General features: G+C 44.9%; 22 protein-coding genes and 1 tRNA gene. 11 read left to right on the forward strand and 12 right to left on the reverse strand.

Annotated elements, in window-relative coordinates:
- Positions 1-752 precede the first annotated feature (752 nt).
- Positions 753-1,121 (reverse strand): DUF4145 domain-containing protein, encoded by a 369-nt coding sequence (locus LNL84_RS18115; protein WP_244359127.1) that lies wholly within the window; start codon positions 1,119-1,121, stop codon positions 753-755.
- A gap of 264 nt (positions 1,122-1,385) precedes the next feature.
- On the opposite strand from LNL84_RS18115, the gene LNL84_RS18120 reads away from it, so the two are divergent.
- Together LNL84_RS18120 and LNL84_RS18125 are read left to right on the forward strand one after the other, a co-directional pair.
- The gene (locus LNL84_RS18120) at positions 1,386-1,712 is read left to right on the forward strand and encodes a DUF2500 domain-containing protein (RefSeq protein WP_244359128.1); all 327 of its coding nucleotides are present in this window, start codon (positions 1,386-1,388) and stop codon (positions 1,710-1,712) included.
- A gap of 68 nt (positions 1,713-1,780) precedes the next feature.
- On the forward strand, positions 1,781-2,791 hold the full coding sequence (locus tag LNL84_RS18125; RefSeq protein WP_244359129.1) for an amidohydrolase family protein: 1,011 nt from the start codon (positions 1,781-1,783) through the stop codon (positions 2,789-2,791).
- 65 nt (positions 2,792-2,856) lie between these two features.
- Here LNL84_RS18125 and rhtB read toward each other — a convergent pair whose 3' ends face one another.
- On the reverse strand, positions 2,857-3,474 hold the full coding sequence (gene rhtB, locus LNL84_RS18130) for a homoserine/homoserine lactone efflux protein (protein ID WP_244359130.1): 618 nt from the start codon (positions 3,472-3,474) through the stop codon (positions 2,857-2,859).
- 129 nt (positions 3,475-3,603) lie between these two features.
- On the opposite strand from rhtB, the gene LNL84_RS18135 reads away from it, so the two are divergent.
- Positions 3,604-4,587 carry an alpha/beta fold hydrolase gene (locus LNL84_RS18135; protein ID WP_244359131.1) on the forward strand — a complete coding sequence of 328 codons (984 nt, stop codon included), beginning with the start codon at positions 3,604-3,606 and terminating at the stop codon, positions 4,585-4,587.
- 115 nt (positions 4,588-4,702) lie between these two features.
- Positions 4,703-5,530 carry a Cof-type HAD-IIB family hydrolase gene (locus LNL84_RS18140; RefSeq protein ID WP_244359132.1) on the forward strand — a complete coding sequence of 276 codons (828 nt, stop codon included), beginning with the start codon at positions 4,703-4,705 and terminating at the stop codon, positions 5,528-5,530.
- Between the two features lie 43 nt (positions 5,531-5,573).
- Here LNL84_RS18140 and LNL84_RS18145 read toward each other — a convergent pair whose 3' ends face one another.
- Positions 5,574-6,035 carry an EVE domain-containing protein gene (locus LNL84_RS18145; protein WP_244359133.1) on the reverse strand — a complete coding sequence of 154 codons (462 nt, stop codon included), beginning with the start codon at positions 6,033-6,035 and terminating at the stop codon, positions 5,574-5,576.
- Between the two features lie 42 nt (positions 6,036-6,077).
- Here LNL84_RS18145 and LNL84_RS18150 point away from each other — a divergent pair, with 42 nt between their 5' ends.
- Together LNL84_RS18150 and LNL84_RS18155 are read left to right on the forward strand one after the other, a co-directional pair.
- The gene (locus LNL84_RS18150) at positions 6,078-7,103 is read left to right on the forward strand and encodes a COG3650 family protein (protein ID WP_244359134.1); all 1,026 of its coding nucleotides are present in this window, start codon (positions 6,078-6,080) and stop codon (positions 7,101-7,103) included.
- A gap of 10 nt (positions 7,104-7,113) precedes the next feature.
- Entirely contained in the window at positions 7,114-7,695 is a 582-nt protein-coding gene (locus LNL84_RS18155; protein ID WP_244359135.1) for a tRNA-uridine aminocarboxypropyltransferase, read from the forward strand.
- Here LNL84_RS18155 and yigB read toward each other — a convergent pair.
- From yigB to lptM, 6 genes are all read right to left on the reverse strand, one after another.
- The gene (yigB, locus tag LNL84_RS18160) at positions 7,692-8,408 is read right to left on the reverse strand and encodes a 5-amino-6-(5-phospho-D-ribitylamino)uracil phosphatase YigB (protein ID WP_244359136.1); all 717 of its coding nucleotides are present in this window, start codon (positions 8,406-8,408) and stop codon (positions 7,692-7,694) included. The genes LNL84_RS18155 and yigB overlap by 4 nt on opposite strands.
- A complete protein-coding gene (gene xerC / locus LNL84_RS18165; RefSeq protein WP_244359137.1) occupies positions 8,405-9,334 on the reverse strand; it encodes a tyrosine recombinase XerC in 930 nt (309 codons plus the stop codon). The genes yigB and xerC overlap by 4 nt, the downstream gene beginning before the upstream one ends.
- Entirely contained in the window at positions 9,312-10,013 is a 702-nt protein-coding gene (locus tag LNL84_RS18170) for a DUF484 family protein (protein ID WP_244359138.1), read from the reverse strand. Before LNL84_RS18170 ends, xerC begins: the two co-directional genes overlap by 23 nt.
- A gap of 163 nt (positions 10,014-10,176) precedes the next feature.
- Positions 10,177-11,007 (reverse strand): diaminopimelate epimerase, encoded by an 831-nt coding sequence (gene dapF, locus LNL84_RS18175; RefSeq protein ID WP_244359139.1) that lies wholly within the window; start codon positions 11,005-11,007, stop codon positions 10,177-10,179.
- 10 nt (positions 11,008-11,017) lie between these two features.
- Positions 11,018-12,271 carry a diaminopimelate decarboxylase gene (gene lysA / locus LNL84_RS18180; RefSeq protein ID WP_244359140.1) on the reverse strand — a complete coding sequence of 418 codons (1,254 nt, stop codon included), beginning with the start codon at positions 12,269-12,271 and terminating at the stop codon, positions 11,018-11,020.
- A gap of 38 nt (positions 12,272-12,309) precedes the next feature.
- On the reverse strand, positions 12,310-12,444 hold the full coding sequence (gene lptM / locus LNL84_RS19845; protein WP_425244337.1) for an LPS translocon maturation chaperone LptM: 135 nt from the start codon (positions 12,442-12,444) through the stop codon (positions 12,310-12,312).
- Positions 12,445-12,519: 75 nt separating this feature from the next.
- Here lptM and cyaY point away from each other — a divergent pair, with 75 nt between their 5' ends.
- Positions 12,520-12,834: an iron donor protein CyaY gene (gene cyaY, locus LNL84_RS18190; RefSeq protein ID WP_244359142.1), complete on the forward strand. Its 315-nt coding sequence runs from the start codon at positions 12,520-12,522 to the stop codon at positions 12,832-12,834.
- Here the strand turns inward: cyaY and LNL84_RS18195 are convergent.
- Positions 12,831-15,368 carry a class I adenylate cyclase gene (locus tag LNL84_RS18195; RefSeq protein ID WP_244359143.1) on the reverse strand — a complete coding sequence of 846 codons (2,538 nt, stop codon included), beginning with the start codon at positions 15,366-15,368 and terminating at the stop codon, positions 12,831-12,833. The two genes, cyaY and LNL84_RS18195, sit on opposite strands and share 4 nt — an antisense overlap.
- A gap of 337 nt (positions 15,369-15,705) precedes the next feature.
- Between LNL84_RS18195 and hemC the strand changes: the two genes are divergently transcribed.
- The 4 genes from hemC to LNL84_RS18215 are packed head-to-tail and all read left to right on the forward strand — an operon-like array spanning position 15,706 to position 19,770.
- Positions 15,706-16,644, forward strand: coding sequence for a hydroxymethylbilane synthase (hemC, locus tag LNL84_RS18200; protein ID WP_244359145.1), 939 nt, complete (start codon positions 15,706-15,708; stop codon positions 16,642-16,644).
- 3 nt (positions 16,645-16,647) lie between these two features.
- Entirely contained in the window at positions 16,648-17,406 is a 759-nt protein-coding gene (locus LNL84_RS18205; protein ID WP_244359147.1) for a uroporphyrinogen-III synthase, read from the forward strand.
- Positions 17,396-18,592: a uroporphyrinogen-III C-methyltransferase gene (locus LNL84_RS18210; protein WP_425244338.1), complete on the forward strand. Its 1,197-nt coding sequence runs from the start codon at positions 17,396-17,398 to the stop codon at positions 18,590-18,592. Before LNL84_RS18205 ends, LNL84_RS18210 begins: the two co-directional genes overlap by 11 nt.
- Positions 18,592-19,770: a heme biosynthesis protein HemY gene (locus tag LNL84_RS18215; RefSeq protein ID WP_244359150.1), complete on the forward strand. Its 1,179-nt coding sequence runs from the start codon at positions 18,592-18,594 to the stop codon at positions 19,768-19,770. The genes LNL84_RS18210 and LNL84_RS18215 overlap by 1 nt, the downstream gene beginning before the upstream one ends.
- Before the next feature lie 34 nt (positions 19,771-19,804).
- On the opposite strand, the gene LNL84_RS18220 is transcribed toward LNL84_RS18215, so the two are convergent.
- Positions 19,805-20,791: an ecdysteroid 22-kinase family protein gene (locus LNL84_RS18220; RefSeq protein ID WP_244359152.1), complete on the reverse strand. Its 987-nt coding sequence runs from the start codon at positions 20,789-20,791 to the stop codon at positions 19,805-19,807.
- Between the two features lie 123 nt (positions 20,792-20,914).
- A tRNA-Ser gene (locus tag LNL84_RS18225) sits at positions 20,915-21,005 on the reverse strand.
- Between the last annotated feature and the right edge of the window lie 36 nt (positions 21,006-21,041).

The raw sequence follows: 21,041 nt of genomic DNA on the forward strand, positions 1-21,041 counted from the left end.
ATTTGGCACCAATACCAACAATGATAAAGCAAACGTTTGCTTGCTCCTGATGGAGTCTATTAACAATAACATCAGGTAAAGAGCTAGAAATAGGATTTAAAAAGCGATATTTAAAATAATCTACCAATATTAATTATCTGTAAATAAAGAGGAAATAATCATCAAACCTTCTAAATTGCACCAATCATCCTACCGGTGAAGCTGAGAGTCATTTTCCTGATTTATCTGCTCATTTTGATAAGAAGTGTGGCTTTCAATCCTCGAACACAGTAAACGGCGTGTAATAAATTAGCCTACAATGTGATTTTCTCGCCATCACCACCAGCAGATCATCCAAAGCTACCAAACACACAAAGAACAAAAGAGAACAACTATTAACCCACTATTAGGCCATTAAAAACAATAAGTTGAACCCCAAGAAAGGCAAAACAGTGACAACAACTCACATAATAACCAATAAAAAAACCATGTTTCATTGCCCACATACGGTCATCAATATGAAAGAAAACATACAAAAATGAAGAGTTGGCAATAAAATGGTTGATCAAACACCAAAAGCAGTGCTATTCTAAATACATAGATTGAAGAATTAAAAAAGGAGCAGTGTTATGATTTCTTCCTCTCAAAAGCAGGGACTAGTAATGATCGCCGTGGTAGTTGGGCTAATGACACTGCCAATGATGTATTAAACTTGTCGTTTACAAAAAAGGGACGCCTATCTGGCGTCCCTTTTTGTTTTTATGAATCTAACGTTACGACAAAATGGTCATCACTTTTTCCCAGTGAATATAATAGAAGCCAAGCGCAAGCAAGGTGATGAGCGCCATTAACCAAAAGGCGGCTCGCCAGATAAATCGGTTGCTGCGGGGGGTAAGCTCTTCTTCGCACTCATCACAGACTTGTAGAAAGTCTTGCTGATCATCCAACTCAAAATCATCTTCATGTACCACCTTGTTTCTGATGGTCGCTACGTATCTGAGTTTTGCAATCACGTCGTGAGGCAAACGCTCCTCACAACTCGATATCAGTTGGTGTAGCCCCTTGCCGTTGGCACGGTATTGCTCTCTCAACAATTGTTCAATACGCCGAGAGCGCCTAACCACTCTATCAATATCAGCCATACTCAGATCTCCTTATGAGTCAGCCTTCGAGAACATTGACTGCTGCTCGCCTAAATGTGGAACCATTACTATTATTCTTATCGATTTTTTCAAATAGATCGATACAAGCCAGACAAATTCAGGCAAAGATGTCGCGGACCTCACAGACTATTAGTGTGATGTGACACTCAAATCGCAATATGCTGTACAACTCCACTCGTTTTTCACATGCAAAGTATGCGATCTTACTGTCAATTCAAGTCTCGCGTTTCTAAAGAGGTCATCATGCCGACTGTTTTGATACTTTCGATTTTCATTCTGATAATTGTAGCCGCTTGTTTTTTCTCTCTATTTTATACCAAACACATTTCAGGGAAAGACGCGCCAGAGCAGCAAGCGCTGGTGACTATTTTAGATAAACAAGCCGTGACTCCCACAGACCCAGACAGTCATGAAGAAGAATATTGGATCTACGTGAGAAAGGGCCGCTTTGGCCCCAAAAGAGAATTTCAAATTGGTGTTCAGTACTATCATCACCTCAACCCCGGTGATCGAGGAATACTGACTTATCAAGGTCAACGCTTTCTGCATTTTGCCTTACAGCGCAATTAAGGCTTTTTATTCCCATCCTTTGAATGCTAGGGTTAGATGATAAAAGCTCTCTTTTGAAGGACTGTTACTTGAACACTCATTCCATACTCCGAATACTGGTCACTCCTTTGTTGGGGCTTCTCTCTGTTGCATGCAGTGCTGGTTACCAAGGCGCAATAAACGATGCAGAAGTCCATCTGGTCGACTATTTTCAACGTGGTGAAGGTGCCGAGGCGCTTATCCACAACATGGACAAGCTGAATATCGACCACGCCTACGTAATGGGCCTACCGGTCATTAAAAAGTGGGACATGTCACAACCCAAATCGCCCCGATTTGTCTACGGGGACGATGCTCCTGTTTATTATTACCCGAAGACCGATGAAATCATTGCCAGACAAATAGAAAGCTTGCCTAAGCAGCAACAAGAACGCTTGCACCCTTTCCTTAGTGGTATTAATACCACCGATCTCAATGCTGCCGAACAACTAGAGCGTGAACTTAAATTTCGCCCTGATTTTTGGCAAGGCATTGGCGAAATCATTACCCGTCATGATCACCTGACGGCACTCACGGCCGATGAAAAACCCCGAGCGAATCACCCTGCACTGCTCAAAGTCTATCAACTCGCCGAAAAATACGATTTGCCCGTCATTCTGCATTCAAATATTACTTCGCGACGCGAAAACAACCCTCTTTATCTAAGAGAGCTCAAGCAGGCACTAGCATCGAGTCCCAACACTCGATTCTTGTGGGCGCACGCTGGAACAACGTCGACACTCACCAAGCATTTGTCACTGGATTTCCTGTACGACACCGTCAGTCACTTGCTCGATGAACATGATAACTTGCATATCTTGGCCTCCTGGACATTGGCCGATGTGATTATGGTTAAAGGTAAAGCCGATCCTCGCTGGGTTGAGCTCGTTAAACGCTACCCAGACCGATTTGTCATCGGCTCTGATATTGTCGGCTCTTTTGGCTACCAGGAAAAAGCCTTGATGAGCTGGGCTCCACTGCTAAATGCTCTTCCCGACGATGTGGCTCATCAGATCGCCTATCAGAATATGCTGACCTTGCTTCCTGGCTCTTCAGGTTAATATCAAGCTCTAGCCGCATAATAAAAAAAGAGCGTAATAACGCTCCTTAATCATTTTGGCTACTTTTAAGACTTGGCGGCCGCCAGAAGTGCACCACAACCAACAAACATCGAGCCAAATACCTTATTAATTCGTCCCATAATGCGTTCTGAACGAATATAACGTCCCAATTGCGCTGCCAAAGAGGTGTAGCCCAGCATCACAAAAGCATCAATACATACGGTGGTGACTCCTAACACAAGAAGTTGAGGCAACTGATCTTTACCTGGATCCAAAAACTGCGGGAATAGCGCAACCAGAAAAACAATAGACTTGGGGTTAGTCAGATTAATCAAAATAGCGCTACGTAACAGTTTCACTGAGCTTTGAGGTAACGGCTGCTCAGAGGATTGGATGTTGGCTTTCTCACGCCACTTCTGTACTCCGAGCCACAATAAATAGACGACACCAATCCACTTAATAAGGGAGAACGCTACCGCTGACTGAGCGACCAAAGCGCCGATACCCGCCCCAACCAAAGCAATATGAAAGGCCAAACCAATTTGCAGTCCTAAGATGGCTGCTAGCGACTTTTTCGTTCCATAGTTAATGCCATTACTGATGGAATTAACCGTACCCGAGCCTGGTGCCAAGCTAAACACAATTGCGGTAACGACATACGCTAACCAAACATGATAATCCATTGCAATTCCCAACTACTTGATTCATCTTAACCCTACATTCTACCCACTTCGATACAGTAAGAGAGCATTAATACTGTATTACCGATATCATGTCGTAAAGAGCACATTTCTTGGAATATAGGTTCATTAATGAGTGAAACATCTACAGCTGCTACCCTTTATACGCAAGAGTCAAATTTTGAGCAAGCGATCCAAGCAGACATAGCCGCACTATGGGAAACTCGTGATGAAGGCTATTTCTCGACCAAAGACAATAAACAACTGTTCTGGTGTAGTCTGACTCACCCAAAGCACAACAAAGCCCTTTTGGTGGTCAACGGTCGCATTGAATCTGCGTGGAAATACCAGGAACTTTTCTACGACTTCTACCAACAAGGCTATGATGTTTACTCGTTTGATCATCGAGGACAAGGGCTGTCGACACACCTTGCTCCCGATCCTCAAATGGGCCACATCATAGACTTTGATGATTACATCAATGATATGGATGATCTCGTTTCCTTTTTCCCGCTTTCACGCTACCAGCAGCGCATGATACTGGCCCATTCAATGGGGGGGGCGATAGCCACCCGTTATATTCAAACTCACCCTGATCATGGCTTTGACAAAATCGCCTTAAGCGCACCGATGTATGGAGTAAATATACCCTGGTATTTTAAGCCGCTCGCCATCACTGTCAGCCAGATCATGACCGCACTGTACCCGACCCCCACCTATGCGCCAGGCTATCAGTCATATGCCCCCAAGCCGTTTGAGATTAACCCTCTCAGTCAGAGTCGAGTACGCTATCAATGGTTTCGCCGCCTTTATGAAGACAAGCCCGAACTAAAAATAGGTGGCCCAAGCACTCAATGGGTTTGGCAAGGACTTATCGCTGCTAAGCAATGTATCCAGCAAACCAGACAGATTTCTATCCCCTTGCTTCTGGTTCAGGCTGGTGAAGACAAAATCGTCTGCAATGACTCTCAAATCAAGTTCGTGCATAAACTTCAACGCACCAACCCAAAGGTTCAAAGCCTGACTATCAACGGCGCTAAACACGAAGTTCTATTTGAATCCGATCAGTACCGCAACGCGGCATTATCGGCTATTGGAGCCTTCTTTAACCTTTAAACAGACACGCAGTAAATGAGGAAAACAAATTCTGACGCTTTTACCCTCTTTTTTGTGTCAGATATACCATACAATGCTCCGTGTTATTCCTAGCCGAACTTGCAAAGAGATATTTATGACCGAACAAAATGTGACTTCCTCTATTAAAATTGTTGCTTCTGATCTGGATGGTACCTTGCTAGCACCGAACCACCAGCTCAGCGAGTTTTCTAAGCTCACTTTAAAGAAACTGCATGAGAAAGGATTCACATTTGTTTTCGCCACAGGCCGTCACCATGTCGACGTTGCCGGCATCCGAGAAGTGGTTGGAATTCCCGCCTACATGATCACGGCCAACGGCGCACGTGTCCATGATCAGCATGACGAGCTGCTGTACTGTGGCAATGTCAAAGAGTCTTTAGTACAGCCCGTAGTTGATATCCTCAAGCAAGACGACAGCCTGTTCGTCCATATGTATCAGGATGAAGATTGGTTATTAAGCCGAGAAGACGATTATTTTAAGAAGTTTCACAGTGATTCAGGCTTTAGCTACAAGCTGTTTGATGTTGATAACGCTCCAGTAAATGGCATTGCCAAGATTTTCATCACTCATCCACAGCACGACCATGAACACTTAGTTGAATTTGAACAGCAACTCAGAGAGACTTTTGGAGATCAACTCAATATTTCTTTTTCCACACCTTGGTGCTTGGAGGTCATGGATGCAGCAGTGTCTAAAGGCGCTGCGTTGCAAGCTGTCTCTGAGAAGCTTGGCCTTAACCTGGACAACTGTATTGCATTTGGTGATGGCATGAACGACGTTGAAATGCTTTCTATGGCCGGTAAAGGGCTAGTTATGGGCACATCACACGATAAAGTGATGAAAGCGCTGCCTGATAATGAAGTCATTGGCTCCAACGAGCACGATGCCGTGGCTCATTACCTGTGCGACAACCTGCTGTAAACAGTTAGCACCCATAACGCCAGTGGCGAAGTGGGTGCTTTTGTTACTTTGCATTCACCCGTATCATAATGGCCTGCCATTCCGATTCAGAAACTGGCATGACTGATAGTCGATTTCCCCTTTTGACTACCGCAAGCTCGCTGAGTTCAGGCATAACCTTTAATGCAGACAAAGGCAGAATTCGATCAAACTTTAGCTCGAACTCGATGTCTACCATAAACCAACGAGGTTGATGGCTATCCGACTTGGGATCATAATAGTCACTGGTTGGGTCAAACTGAAAGTGATCGGGGTAAGCCCCTTTAATCACTTTTGCTACACCGGCAATGCCGATGTTCTTGCAAGATGAATGATAAATAAACACTTGGTCACCCACCTGAATTTGATCCCGAATCATATTCCGCGCTTGGTAATTGCGAACGCCTTCCCAGCAAGAGACGCCTTTTGACTGCAACGTGTTAATAGAGAATTCATCGGGTTCTGTTTTAAATAGCCAATATGCCATAATAGTTCCTGTACAATCCGACCGTCTTAAGGAAGATACAACATGAAAGTATCTCATATCGCACTAATGAGTATGTTGCTGGCTATGCTACAAGCTTGCAGCACGACAAATCAATCTCAAGCTCCGCAAAAAGGCATCAACAGTGCTGAACTTCAGCGTCCTGAATCGGTCATACCGCAAAGTTACGTGCTCCGAGGAATGGCGGTGATCGGTCACGAGTCTCGCACCTTACAGCCCTGTGGCAGTCATCAACAATTTTGGCTCGATCTGCCTCTCGATATTCAGCAGCAAGCACAATCGATGATCACCAGTCCCTACCAGCCTATTTATGCTGAGGTGATTGGCTACCTAGAGCCACCCAGTCACCGTGGCTTTGATTCCGACTACAGTGGCCGCTTTGTGGTTAAAACCGTGAATCTGCTGACCACTGAAAATCCTAAACGCTGCGAACAACCGGTAAGGGCAACGCAGGTTCTTGGTAACGAGCCATTTTGGTCGATCCGATTTGAGCAAAATAATTTGGCGATCTTTCAGGAATTGGGCCAAGAAAAACAATCGCTTGAACTGGTCAATAAGCAGCTGCACAGCCAAAGCCGATACTATCAATTTAAACAGGCTGAGCTGACTCTTGCTGAACAACGATGTAATGACACCATGAGTGATACCATGTATGGCTGGAGCGCGACTTATCTGTCAGACGGCAACAAGCGGCAAGGCTGCGCGATGCTCTCCAACCTGGATGCAACACTAATCTGGAGCGGTGAATACTTAGCACAATCAACAGAAAATAGCGGTTTTACCGTAAAGATGACATTACTGCCGGATCACAGCGCCGTCACGACCTATGAGTATTCCGACAATTCTCCGGCCACGATCGAGCGGGGTTTTTGGCAGCAACTCAATGACAAACAAGTGCAAGTGATTATGACGCGCCACCAGCAACAATACTTAGTTTCGCAGCGAATCTTTACTCTAAAAGACAATTCCCTTATCGCAACGCAGGAGAAAGTGGGTGACGTACTCTACCCCATTGCCAACGGCGGTTTGGTTCTGTTTCGCGCAAAGTGAGCGGTAGGTAATGAAAACTGAAATGGCTTGCCGCAAATGTGGCTTTCAATACAACTGCTACTGCGATGCGATCCCATCCATCACGTCGCAGCTCAATTTTACCCTGCTGACTCATCCCAATGAGCGCTCAAGAGCCACCAACACCGGTGCAATACTGACCCGGCTGCTTAGCAATGTGGATGTTGAATTATGGGCTCGCCAGATCCCTAGCGAAAAGCTTGTAACTTTACCTTCGCCACAACAAGCTGTGGTGTTGTATCCGTCAGACAACAGCACAGAGATATCGACTCTGTGCGACCAAGATGTCAGTCAAGCCCACATAATTGTACTCGATGCCACTTGGCAAGAAGCGAAAAAAATGTTGTTACGCAGCCCTTGGCTCAATGCTTTGCCAAAGGTTCATGTCGCGGCAAGCCAGACTTCCCAGTACCAACTGCGTCGCAACCAACAAGCGGGTAATTTGTGTACTTTTGAGGTTGTTAGTGAAGTCATTGCTGTTTTGGAAAGCCAGCAGACTGCGCTGCGTATGCAAGAGTTTTTTGCACATTACCTCGCCAACTTTCAGGCTGAGCGCAGTGGGCATCAACGCTAAATAAAATACAATAGCGATGACAACGATGATACTTCAATATCGGGTAACAATTTAAGCCTGTCTTTTTGACGGCAGGTTGCCCCGCTATCGTTAAACCAACAAGCACTAAACCCATGCTGTTTGGCTCCATAGACATCGGTAATGACATGATCGCCAACATGAAGAATGTGACTCGCTGGCATATCTAGGTGCAGCTGGGCTTTAAGAAACATGTCAGCGAACGGTTTTGCTCTGCCGTCAGGGCCCGCTTTCAGCACTAGCGTGAAGTATTCTGACAATCCAATGGCATCCACATTGACGTTACCATTAGTGATCGCGACAAGTGGTAATGACTGACTAAGCTGTGCTAGGACGTCATGACTTTCACTTGGTATCGAGACTTGATTACGCCATTGTAAGACTCGCGCTATAAGTTCATTGGCAGCAGACTGAGCTTTGGGATCATCATAACCCAAAAGCTTTAATCCCTGACGAATTTGGGTATGACGCCATAACGTCACATCGTGGCGGAGTTCAGGTAATATCTGCAAAAGATCCATTTTCAGAGATTGCCATTGCTTCGCACTCCAATTCAAACTCACTGGGTGATGCTGATTAAGCCATTTTGCCGCTTTTTGCTCAACTTGACGAATCACAGAACCGTTTTCGTAAAGCGTATCATCCAAGTCAAACGTCAATGCGGTTATTCTCGGGATTGAACGATATACCTTCATGAGTTTTTGTTTCCCTTTTTATGTGCTCTTGGATGAGCCTGATCGTAAGCTTGCGCCAGATGCTGAAAGTCCAAATGCGTATAGATTTGCGTAGTGGATATGTTTTCATGTCCTAGCAGTTCTTGTACCGCACGTAGGTTATTGCTTGACTCCAACATATGTGTCGCAAATGAGTGCCGTAGCTTGTGCGGACTAACGTGGCTAGCCAAAGACTGCTTTTGCCCCCATTCAGACATACGCTTTTGCACGCTGCGATGAGAAATACGAGTGCCCAGTTTTGAAACAAATAACGCCGATTCACTCGGTTTGGCAAACTCACTGCGTCGTTTCAGCCACTTTTTTACCCACTCGAGGGCAAGACCGGAAAACGGAACTTTACGCTCTTTATCACCCTTGCCAATGACCCGAATTTCACCGCTTGAAAAGTGAATATGCTTAACGTCGATACTGACCATTTCAGCAAGACGTAAGCCAGCACCATACATCAACTCCATCATAGCTCGATCACGAACCGCCAAAGAATCTTCTTCGTTCACTTCTAATAACTGTGAGACTTCATCAACATCGAGGTTCTTAGGTAACGGCCGCTGCTTTCTTGGTGCACTGACCCCTTTTGCAGGGTTCGCGGTGAGTTCTCCACGGAGGATGAGAAAATCGAAGAAGCTACGCAGCGATGATAGGCGAGTAGCAATGCTACTGGCTTTCATACCCTCACGCATTCCTTTACTCGCCACCTGTCTTACCCAGCCCGCATCAACCTGACTCCAATCCTTTAAGCCCATTTCTGAAAGGTGTAAGGCCATAGTTTCAAGTTGTTGGCGGTAGTTACGCTGAGTATGCAAGCTTAAGCCTTTCTCGCTTCTTAGGTATTCATAAAAGCGCTGCAAAGATTTGGCTAAACGACTAGGCAGTATTGGGTCTGACATGCTCTTCCTCGTGACGGTGCCAAACTAGATTATCACTCAAATAAGACACTAAATAGGACAAATGGCGCAAAAACAGGGTATCCATTTCTGGCTGAAAATGGCCTCCGTCTTCGCTAGAAAAGGCCAAAATCCCCTGAGCAAATTGACGTTTGAGCGGCAACACCACGTACGAACCTAGCTCCGGTGCATTATCATCGGAGAATAAGCTATCTCTGTCCGCTTGTCGTAATCTCCCTAGGTAAGCCTCTTTCCCGTTCAAATGGTTAGCGCTAAACCTTTGCCAGTTATCCATCGATAGTGCATGGGGTATATGCTCATGATTCAATAGTTTGATATACGACTTCAAATTCAAGCTGCGCGCGGTCGCTCTGATGGCCTGGATCACTGAATGAAAGTCTGAACACTTAAGTAACGTTTCTTGTAGCGACATGAACTCATAGAAAGTTTGGTCGTTTCTGGCTGCCAGTGACATCAAGGCTGTGATCTCTTCTTCTAGAGCTTCAATGCGATCGCGCTGTCTTTTCAGCTGGATCCCTACTAAAGACACGGTGCCTTGTTGTTGATAAGGAAGGGACAGCCGCTCAATGAGAGATTCACGTCCGTTAAAAAAATCTGGGTGCTCTTGCAAATACTGTGCGACGACTTCCGCTGTCAAATTGTCGGCTTCAAACTGAGACAAAACGTATCCTTTATATTCAACTTAAATAAAAAGTGGTTGAACCCTGTGAAAGATTCAACCACTTCAAGTATATACACAATCTCTGTAGATCCGAACAGGCAATCTGTTTCGCTTATCAATTCAACGTCAAAAAGCAATCACTGAGTGCTGAAGCAGCACCACATCAGCAAGAAATTTGACCATCAAACACATGCGCTGCAGGCCCGGTCATGTAAAGAGGGCTTCCTTCACCGCTCCAGCTTATGGTGAGATCACCTCCTGGCAAGTGAACCAAAACCTTATCGTTCAATAATCCCTGTACGATTCCAACCGCCACAGCCCCACAGGCACCACTACCACAGGCTTGTGTTTCGCCCGCTCCGCGCTCATAAACCCGCAGATTGACTTCATTGCGATTAATCACCTGCATGAAGCCAGCATTCACTCGCTCAGGAAAGCGTTCGTGAGACTCTAACAATGGCCCAAGCGCATCAACATCAGCCGTTTGCGTATCATCGACAACGGTGACCACATGAGGGTTACCCATGCTAACAGCTCCGCAGAACAATGTTTTTTCCGCCACACGCATGATGTAGGTTTTCTCTTTTTGCTTGGCTTTAAAAGGGATCTTGTTAGGTTCGAACTCTGGAGCTCCCATATTCACGGTCACAAGATCATCGTCTTCAATCTTAAGTATCATTTTCCCTTTTTTGGTACTGACACTTACCGTGTATTTATTGGTTAACCCCTTCATTCGTACAAATCGGGCAAAGCATCGAGCGCCATTGCCGCACTGTTCAACTTCACTGCCATCTGCATTGAAAATTCGATAATGGAAATCGGTTTCAGGATCGTAAGGTGCCTCTACAATGAGAAGCTGATCAAAACCAACACCAGTGTGTCGATTCGCCAAGCGACGAATTAACTCAGGAGAGAAGAATACATTTTGAGTAATGCAATCGACCACCATGAAGTCATTACCCAATCCGTGCATTTTAGAAAAGTGAAAGTGCATAAGGTCTCTATTACTCCGGTAAGATGCTTTCAAGAGCCCAAAGGCTAGACAGCTCTTCTCGTTGTCGTACTAAATGTGCCTGATTACCATCTACAATGACTTCAGCCGCTCGGGCTCGAGTGTTGTAGTTTGATGACATTGCAAAGCCATAGGCACCTGCGGAGCGTACAGCCAATAAGTCACCTTGCTCCAATACGAGGTCACGATCTTTACCCAAAAAGTCACCTGTTTCGCAGATAGGACCAACCAAATCATAGGTTTCAGATTTTCCTTCGCGAGGGATCACAGGAACAATATCTTGCCAAGCCTGATACAGGGCTGGGCGCATTAGATCATTCATTGCTGCATCCACAACAGCAAAATTTTTGTGTTCGGTATGCTTTAAGAACTCAACTTTCGTCAGTAAGACACCTGCATTGGCAGCTATAGCGCGGCCTGGTTCAAAAATAAGCTCCAAATCTGGATGATTATCTAGTCGAGCCAGCAGTGCCTTAGCATAATCAGACGGCTGTGGTGGTAATTCATCTCGGTAAACCACTCCCAAGCCACCGCCAACATCCAAGTGTTTAATTTCAACGCCATCAGCACACAAATCACCAATTAAAGCCAACAAGCGATCCGTGGCATCAATAAAAGGTTCAATATCGGTCAATTGTGAACCGATATGGCAATCAATGCCCTGTATATTTAGGTGCGACAAGCTTTGGGCAAACTTGTAAACTGCCGGCGCCTTATCAAAAGCGATACCAAATTTATTATCACGCAAACCTGTAGAGATATAAGGGTGAGTATTCGCGTCTACATCGGGATTAATACGCAAAGAAATCGGTGCAATGACGTCCAATGATGCTGCCACTTGGTTCAGAAGTTCCAACTCTGGCTCTGATTCAACATTAAAGCACTTAATACCTAGCTCTAGAGCTTGACGCATTTCTTGCGCCGTTTTACCTACACCAGAAAATACCACTTTAGCAGGGTCTCCTCCGGCAGCAATCACACGCTCTAACTCTCCACCAGAAACGATATCAAAACCAGAACCCAGACGTGCTAGGGTATTAAGCACGCCGATATTAGAGTTTGCTTTCACGGCATAACACACTAGATGAGGATGCTCGCCAACCGATTTATCAAATGCATTCCAATGGCGTTCTAATGTTGCACGTGAATAGACATACAAAGGTGTGCCATATTCAGTCGCGAGTGATGATAACGATATATTTTCGGCCCAAAGCTGGCCATCGTCCTGATAGTTAAAATAATCCAATTCTCATATCCCTTATGCTAATTCAATCGCGCTTACAATTATTGGTCGTTGACTGGCTGAGGTTGCTCATTCGTCGGCTGAGGTTTCGCTGGTAAATACAATGGACCTGTTTGGCCACATCCAACAAGAGTCATCACTCCGAGCATTAATAGTGCCGTAACTGTCTTTTTCATTTTGTACATCGTGATTATTGTTTCAATGCCCCCTATAATCGCATCAGGATTTAGAAAAGCAATAGGATAACAAAGATGAACGATACGGAATTTCATCAACTGGTCGATATTCAGATGCAAAATATTGAAGAAGCCATCGATGAATCAGGCGCCGACATAGATTACGAGGTGACGGGCAACGTGATGACACTGGAGTTTGACGATCGCAGTCAGATTATCATTAACCGACAAGAACCTATGCGTGAGATTTGGCTTGCTTCCCGTTCTGGCGGCTTTCACTTTAAGTTGATTGACGAAAAGTGGACGTGCTCCAAGACGGGTGTGGAACTGTTTGAAATGGTCAAACAGGAGTGCGTGAAGCATGCTGGCGAAACGATAGACTGGAACTAAGCGTTGGCGTTGACCGCCTTGGATAGCTTTGAGTTGGGAGAGGCATCATTACGATAAGGGATCACGTAAGCCTCCCCATCTTCGGGGTGCACCAACTGATAGTATTGCGGTAAATTAAAGTTGATGATTTTCGTCGCCATTTCACTTTCTTGGCTAATATTCGAGGTGTAGAAACTGTTTACACTCGAGATCATGTCATCTTTACTGCCCCTCATTTGATGGTAAACCTCAACTTGGTTATTCTCATCTAAAACATAGATATTGAAACCACTATCGGTATCCTCAAAAAAGAACTGTATTAACCCTTCACTGGCAAAGCCATCAACAACGTCAGGCAAGTGATACTCTTCTTCGCGATCCAACATTAACAAGGGGGCACCTTGAAGCTTGTTGCTGGAAATGCTGCTGTAAAAATCAACAGAATTTTCTAGACGCTGTACTGAAACCCCACGACGCTCAAAGAACAATCCGTACATCTGATTAGCAATCTTAATTGCCTTAAAGCGACGACGCTTCTCTTGCTCAATTGGCTTAAGACGTAATTCAATGCACTCAGCTAACAGTTGATACACTGTGTTTCTTAACACGCCGCGCAGATTCTTGCTATAACAAAACACATCCACAGAATCTGGCGGGATCGCATCTTGATGCATCTTACCTAATATCGTTTTAAGCGCATCAAGTATGGCCGTTTCGCCTGTAAAGTGCAGAGTACGCACTTCATGCCACGAGTTTCGATACACTAAATCTACGCTGCCAATCAAACTACAACCTTGCGAACCAAAGCTAAAGATATCAATATTCTTGAGATCCACTTTCATAGATTTAGCGGACAAATCGCTGGTAGGATCATTTTCAAAGTTAATGAACATCGCTAACTGGCTGATCTCACAAGGACTAGCCAACGCCTGCATACTCGGTCTGCGTTTTCGCAGAGAAAAAGTATTCCTCAAGTCGCTAACCATTTGATAGAACTTATCGATATCAATGTGTGCTTCACGCACTACTGAATTAAGACGTGTCGACTCGGTGATCAAACCATTAAAGAAAGACCACGCGACTAACTTGCTTAAATACTCATTGTGCTGCAGCGTTGCTTGCCCCAAAATTTTGTGCGCGACCAAAGGCTGCTTATACAGATACCACCCTGGCTTATTAGTGCGACCTTCTTTTACTTCTATAAAGCTAAGGTCAGGCTCGTGCAAATCTGGTGAGATCTGTGGATTAAGAAGAGTCACTTTACCTGGGAGCACCTCGAAGGCAGCGTAAAGCTTACGAGCGAGAATGCTAATATCTTGCGGACTAATCGCCGAGGTTATCCCATTTCGGCGAGCAAACTGAATCAGGTTACGGTAGCTCAACATCAAGGCGTCAAGCAAAGCGTTGTGTACCACGATCACCTGTTCGACTTTCCAATGACGTCTATTATCAAGCTCTTTTAAGACCTCATGAGACCAACCCCAATTCGAGGTCATCTCCATTAGCGCTTCACGACGCCATGCGACGGAGCCGGCACTAGGTGCTCTAGACAGTTTTTCATGAGTTTTAAGGTAAAAACAGCGCCTGACCAAGTCCAAGCGGCTATGATCACCAATGCGCTCTAAATAGAGTGTCACCTTTTCCAGCATAAGATAGTATGCATCCATGCCGTACAGGTCGGGTTCATGGGCAAAAAAGCGACGTTTGGTATCAATACTCAATAGTTGGGTGTGAGGGTATTCCCAAGAATACGCTTCCAATAAAATGGCTTTAAGTACTGACTTATAGGGTGAGTCAATACTCTTATAGAGTTGCCATAAACTTGAACCAAAATACTCTTCGGCCGGAATTCGATTCAATCGACCAAAATCCAACCACTCATCACGTTGAATATAACCATTACGACACAGTAATTCGACATACTCGTCGTAGCATTCTTCCATTTCTGGCGGAACGATTTGCCATAACAGTCGCTGTCCAGCCAAACACACGGCCGAACGATAAAACTCATCGAGCAGCAATAAGTGCTGAGACGAGCCGCAATTATCACCTGTCATTTCTTCAGAAAAATTACTGCGAAAACGCAACTCGTCCATCAGGAAAAAATTAGCTTCAACGCCTAAGCCTTTCGCCCAGTCAGTGATGAGCAAGCATTTATTGCTCAAGCTCTCACGATCTTCCGTCGTCATACTTGGTGAGATACACACCCAAATATCTAGGTCACTCGAAGTACTTTGACCTATAGAAGAGGTGCTGCCCATGGTATACAGCCCAAGGATCTGATTATCTTCTGATCTTGCTAACTTAGAGCCGAGAGCCAATTCCACATCGTCGATGAAAGTTTGTTGTATCTCATTGGCCTGAAAACCATAGACTCCACGCGGCGTTGATTGCTCGAAATATCCTGGGATTATAGGGTGATTGAAGTGAAATAGAGCAGGTATGAGTTGGAAAATACGTTGCCCTTGCAAGTCCATCAGCGTCAACGCTCTTTCGATACGTTGTCGATTCAGTTTATCTAATCGCTGAGTTAATGTTTGAGTGTATACCTGCAAAGGGTTTTCCTAGGTTGAATTCTATTTGTACATAATGATTAGCTTTTGCTCTAATCCAGCATTAAAACGTGATCAATTTAACACTTTTATTAAATCAGGTAAAGCTAAAGCATGAGTCTTCCCAGCGTGTCTGCCATCATCTAGGCGAACCATTCGTTGATAAATAGTAGCTGCCAATTCTAACAATAGCGCAACGAACAAATGCGACAAACATCACACTCCCAGCAATCTATTGCAACTGGCCTTGTTTCGATTCACCGCTAAATTACGAAATACTAAGATTTTCCTGACTTGAATGATAGGATTAGAACATTCGTTTTACATTGATGAGAAAACCATGAATTCATCCGCTCCTATTCGTATCGCCACCCGCAAAAGCCCGCTGGCTCTGTGGCAAGCACATTATGTGAAAGACGCCTTAATTGCCGCTCACCCAGGATTAGAGGTAGAGTTGGTCACTATGGTAACCAAAGGGGACATCATACTCGATACTCCATTGGCCAAAGTCGGTGGCAAAGGGTTATTTGTGAAGGAGCTCGAAGTCGCCATGCTCGAAGGCAGAGCCGATCTGGCGGTTCATTCAATGAAAGACGTCCCTGTTGATTTCCCTGAAGGACTTGGTCTAGTCACTATCTGCGAACGAGAAGATCCTCGAGACGCATTTGTCTCCAACACGTACAACCACATTGATGAATTGCCTCAAGGGGCTAGCGTTGGTACCTGTAGTCTAAGGCGTCAGTGCCAATTAAAAGAGCGTCGTCCTGATCTGAATATCAAAGAACTGCGCGGGAATGTTGGTACTCGTCTTGGCAAACTCGACAATGGTGACTACGACGCCATCATTCTAGCTGCTGCGGGGCTAAAGAGACTGCACCTTGAAGATCGTATCAAGAGCTTCATTGAACCGGAGGTTTCCTTACCAGCGGTAGGCCAAGGCGCTGTCGGTATCGAGTGCCGCTTAGATGATGATCGCTTGATTAAACTGTTAGAACCTCTGAACCACCTCGACACCGCCGATCGAGTAAAATGCGAACGCGCAATGAATTTGACCCTACAAGGTGGATGCCAAGTCCCAATTGGTAGCTATTCAGTGCTAGACGGTAACGATATTTGGTTGCGAGCTTTGGTTGGAGAACCCGATGGTAGTGAGATGGTTCGTGGAGACATTAAAGGACCACGTGAAGAAGCTGAGACTCTTGGCGTTACTTTGGCAAACCAGCTACTTGAGCAAGGTGCGAAAGAAATCCTAGAGCGCCTCTACGCTGATCACGAGTAATTTATGCCTATATTGGTCGCTCGTCCAGGCTCTAGTGGCGAACTGCTATGCCAATCTATCCGTGATTCGGGGGGCATTGCCCTCCACTTCCCATTCGTAGAAATCAAGACCAACACTAAAAATACCAATTGGCTCAATAGCTTGAAGAAAGCCGATATCATCATTGCTGTGAGTCAATATGCGGTAAGTGGTATTCAAGAGTTATTCGGCAACGAAAAAGCATCTTGGCCTAAGGGGTGTATTTATCTTGGCGTTGGTCAAAAAACTGCGCACGAATTAAGCAAAGCAAGCCAACAAAACGTACACTACCCTGAGATTAGCGACAGCGAACATCTGCTGCAACTTCCTGAATTACATCAGGTCAAAGGCAAAAACATCATCATACTGCGTGGTAATGGTGGGCGTGAACTCATTGAGCAAACCCTGACATCCCGCGGAGCTCGCGTCAACTATGAAGAGGTGTATGTTCGCACAAAATTGCCCATATCTTTTCAGTCAGATATCAAACAGTGGCAAGATAGCCACATCGATACCTTGATTGTAACCAGCGGTGAGCAACTAGAGCATTTAGTGTCTAGTGTTGTACTCGCTCATGAAACACCCTGGTTATTTAAACAAACGTTAATAGTGCCGAGCGAGCGAATATTGCAACAGGCTAAAGACTATGGCTTTTTGCATATAACTAACGCCAAAGGCGCATCCAATACCCAACTACTTGCTGCTCTCCAGCGTCTAAGAATAGGACTTAAGCATGACCAATAAAAAAAACGATGAGCAAACTCCATCTGAAGACAAAAAAGACGTGGTACAACACAAAGAAGCCCTCGACACCACAGACTCTGACAGTTCAGCGGCTGTCGAACAGCAGACAACCCTCAAAGCAGAGATGTCCAACAAAAGTGACTTAGCTGCTGAGAAACAAGGAAAACGTGGCGTTAAGTTAGCCAGTATCGCTATCGTTATCGCGATTGCGTTTGGCGGTGGTCTAGCCTTTAAGCTACAACAACAAGCACAAGATTATGAGGCGAAGATAGCGCAGCTAGAAGCCAAGATAGACTCCTCAAATAACATCATCTCCTCACAGATGACTCAAGTGAAAGAAGAAACAATTAGTCAAGCAACGACCGCTGCTCATAAAGCTGAAGTGGTACTTGGGCAGCAGCAAAAAAGCATCGCAAGCTTGCAACTGGCTGTCGCCGATGTCAAAGGCAGACGTCCAAATGATTGGCTACTCGCCGAAGCTGACTATTTGGTTAAACTCGCTGGCCGTAAATTGTTTTTGGAACATGACGTTGTTAGCGCGACACGTTTGATGGAAAGTGCCGATCAACGCATCGCAGCCTTAAATGATCCGAGTCTCGTCTCACTCCGTCAAGCTATGGCCAATGATATTACCAAACTAAGAAGTGTTCCTCTTATTGACAGAGACGGCTTGGTGTTGCGACTGACAAGCTTACAGCAGACAGTAGACACTCTTCCTCTTGCCAACGCTATTCTTCCTGACGCGCCGGAAGAGGTCAAAAAAGAAGTCTCTCAAGATCTTTATGATTGGCAAGATAATCTAAAGACATCACTAAAAAACTTCTCTGAAAACTTCATTACTTTTCGCACGCGAGATGGAAATGTTATTCCACTGCTCTCACCAGAGCAGCACTTCTATTTAAGAGAAAATATTAAATCTAAACTCGAGACCGCCATTCGTTCAGTGTACAAAGAGCAAGGCGAAGTTTATCAGCTATCACTGTCTACAGCTGAACAATGGTCAAAGTCTTTCTTTGATAACAATGATAATGCGGTCAAAGAGTTTGGAAAATCTTTGGCTGCATTGAGTCAACAAAACATTCAAGTGAACTACCCAGTCAAACTGGAAACCCAAAGTCAACTGTCAGACTTTATCAACGAGCGTTTACGTCGTGAAGTCACTACCATCATTACGGAGGAGAAATAATGTTTCGAATTATCTTCCTCTTTGTCGTTTTAGGAGCAGGCCTGTTTGTTGGTACTCAGTTTTCGGGTCAGCAGGGTTATGTGCTTATTTCAATCGCCGACAAAACGCTAGAAATGAGCGTAACGACACTGGTCATATTTTTGATCGGCACCTTGGCGGCTCTGTTTTTTCTAGAGTTCGTTATTAAGAGGTTTCTTTCTGCCAGTAGTAGCACCTGGAACTGGTTCAGTGTACGTAAACTGAAACGCTCACGTCGCTATACTAATGAGGGCATCATTAAGTTGATGGAAGGTGATTGGAAAGCGGCAGAGAAAAAAGTGACACGCTGGGCCAATCATCATGATATGCCTCTACTATGCTACTTAGCAGCAGCTGAAGCTGCCTTCGGTCAGGGGAATAAAGAAAAACGCGACCACTATTTGCAGCTAGCTTCCGAGCAAAATAATGCCGAACTGGCTGTTCAATTAACGAGGGCTAAGCAAGCTGTTCGCGAAGAAGACTTTCAATTTGCACTGTCTGTTCTCACAACGCTCAAAGAACACCATTCGAGCAACTCTATCGTATTGTCATTGCTAAAAACAACACTGGTTCAACTTAAAGATTGGGATGCTATCTTAGATTTACTGCCAAAACTTAAAAAGGCTAAACTAATCGATAACCTTGAGCTTGAGCAGCTAGAACAACACGCTCAGTGTGGAAGAATGAAGACGATTGCCGAGGCTCAGGGCAGTGAAGGGCTAATCGCTCATTGGGACAAGCTGCCAAGAAAAACTCGTCAGGATGACCACCTAATTACATGCTTTACCAAGCAACTCATCGCAAGAAAAGCAGATCACGAAGCGTTTACCATCATTAAAGAAGCTCTTAAAAAGAGCACCTCAGATGAGCTGTACCTACTCATTCCTGAGATGAACCTTTCGGATATTCATCCGGCAATAACTTTATTGCAGAAGTATACGAGCAAAACTCCGAGCAACGCAGCCGCTCATAGTGCGTTAGCACAGCTTCATTTGCGTGAGCAGCAATGGTCTGATGCTCAAATTCATTTTGAGAAAGCACTTGAGATACGTTCTAGCCTATCGGACTACGCTTACCTCGCCGATACACTAGAGAAGCAAGACCTTATAAAAGCAGCCAATGAAGTTTCTAGAAAAGCGCTCACCCTGATCGAAAAGTAACATAGCAAAACGCGCTCACATGAGCGCGTTTTCTTTATAGGCCAATCTCTCGTAACGCCTTATCGACTATCGCTTCCGTAAGCGGATTGACCTTAAAGTGAGTGGGACACCAACCTTTCATAAAGCGCTGAAAGTCAGCCCACGCCAATCCAAATAACGGACGCCATACTTGTTCTACTTGCCTTGCACACATATCGGGACGGTAAAATGACAGGGACGTAGCCAACGAGTTAAAGTACACATCAAGATAGTCGTTGATCTGAGAGGCATGTTCGTCAAAGCTGATGACACTGGTTAAAAATAGCACCACATCCTTCATCCCAATGCCTCTACCAACATATTGAAAATCAACAGCTGCCGTTTTAGTACTATCCTCACTGAAACAAAAATTAGCAAGCTTTGCATCACCATGCACCAATGTTTGAAAAGGGCACGCGTTTAGCATGTCATCAATTTTACTAGCCACTGCTTTTAATCGCTTATCTTGAAGTGCATCATGCTCGTCAGGCCGCGTTGCTAAGTGCCAGTATGTACCAATATCCCACAACCCCTCGGAACTACTTCCCATCCAAAACGCATGAAAGTCTGCCAACCAATTAAGAACGGTGACAATTTCCAATGGGCTTGCTTTATCAATCACCTTAGGTAAACCTGCCGTTCTAAGATCCTCTATCACTAATACATAACCATCAGAAGCTACAGTAGATCCAAGGTAAGTGGCCACTTGCTTACTAAGCATCTGGTTCGAGTACTTCGCATACCAGTTCAGTTCAACATTATAAGAATTAAGTTTGCGCTGATGGGAGAATGAAGTATTCCAGCCTCTAGGATGATGAAGGCTTTCTCTTTGCGCTGGCCATCGAATTGATTTGATAATGATAGAGGGTTGCTCAAGCGAATTGAGGTGTACTCGCAATAAATGGCCATAACCACTCCAAAGCTCTTGGATAAGCTCATACTCTATTATGTCTTGAGATTGAATACCTAGGGTCGACAAAACGGCAAGGTTCTGTTTATGCATCGAGCATCCTTAGCCAAATAACACTCAGTAAAGGCAAATAGTCAGAAAATGAACACCGGAAAACACTGTAGCAAATTTTGAATGAAAAAAAACCGCTGACATTATCAGCGGTTTTTTTAATAGTGGCGGAGGGATAGGGATTTGAACCCTAGAAGGGCTATTAACCCTTGCCGGTTTTCAAGACCGGTGCTTTCGACCACTCAGCCATCCCTCCACAAATTGTTACTAAATAAAGTCTTATGATTAGGTG

Source organism: Vibrio gelatinilyticus, assembly GCF_022836845.1.
GTDB classification, from domain to species: domain Bacteria; phylum Pseudomonadota; class Gammaproteobacteria; order Enterobacterales; family Vibrionaceae; genus Vibrio; species Vibrio gelatinilyticus.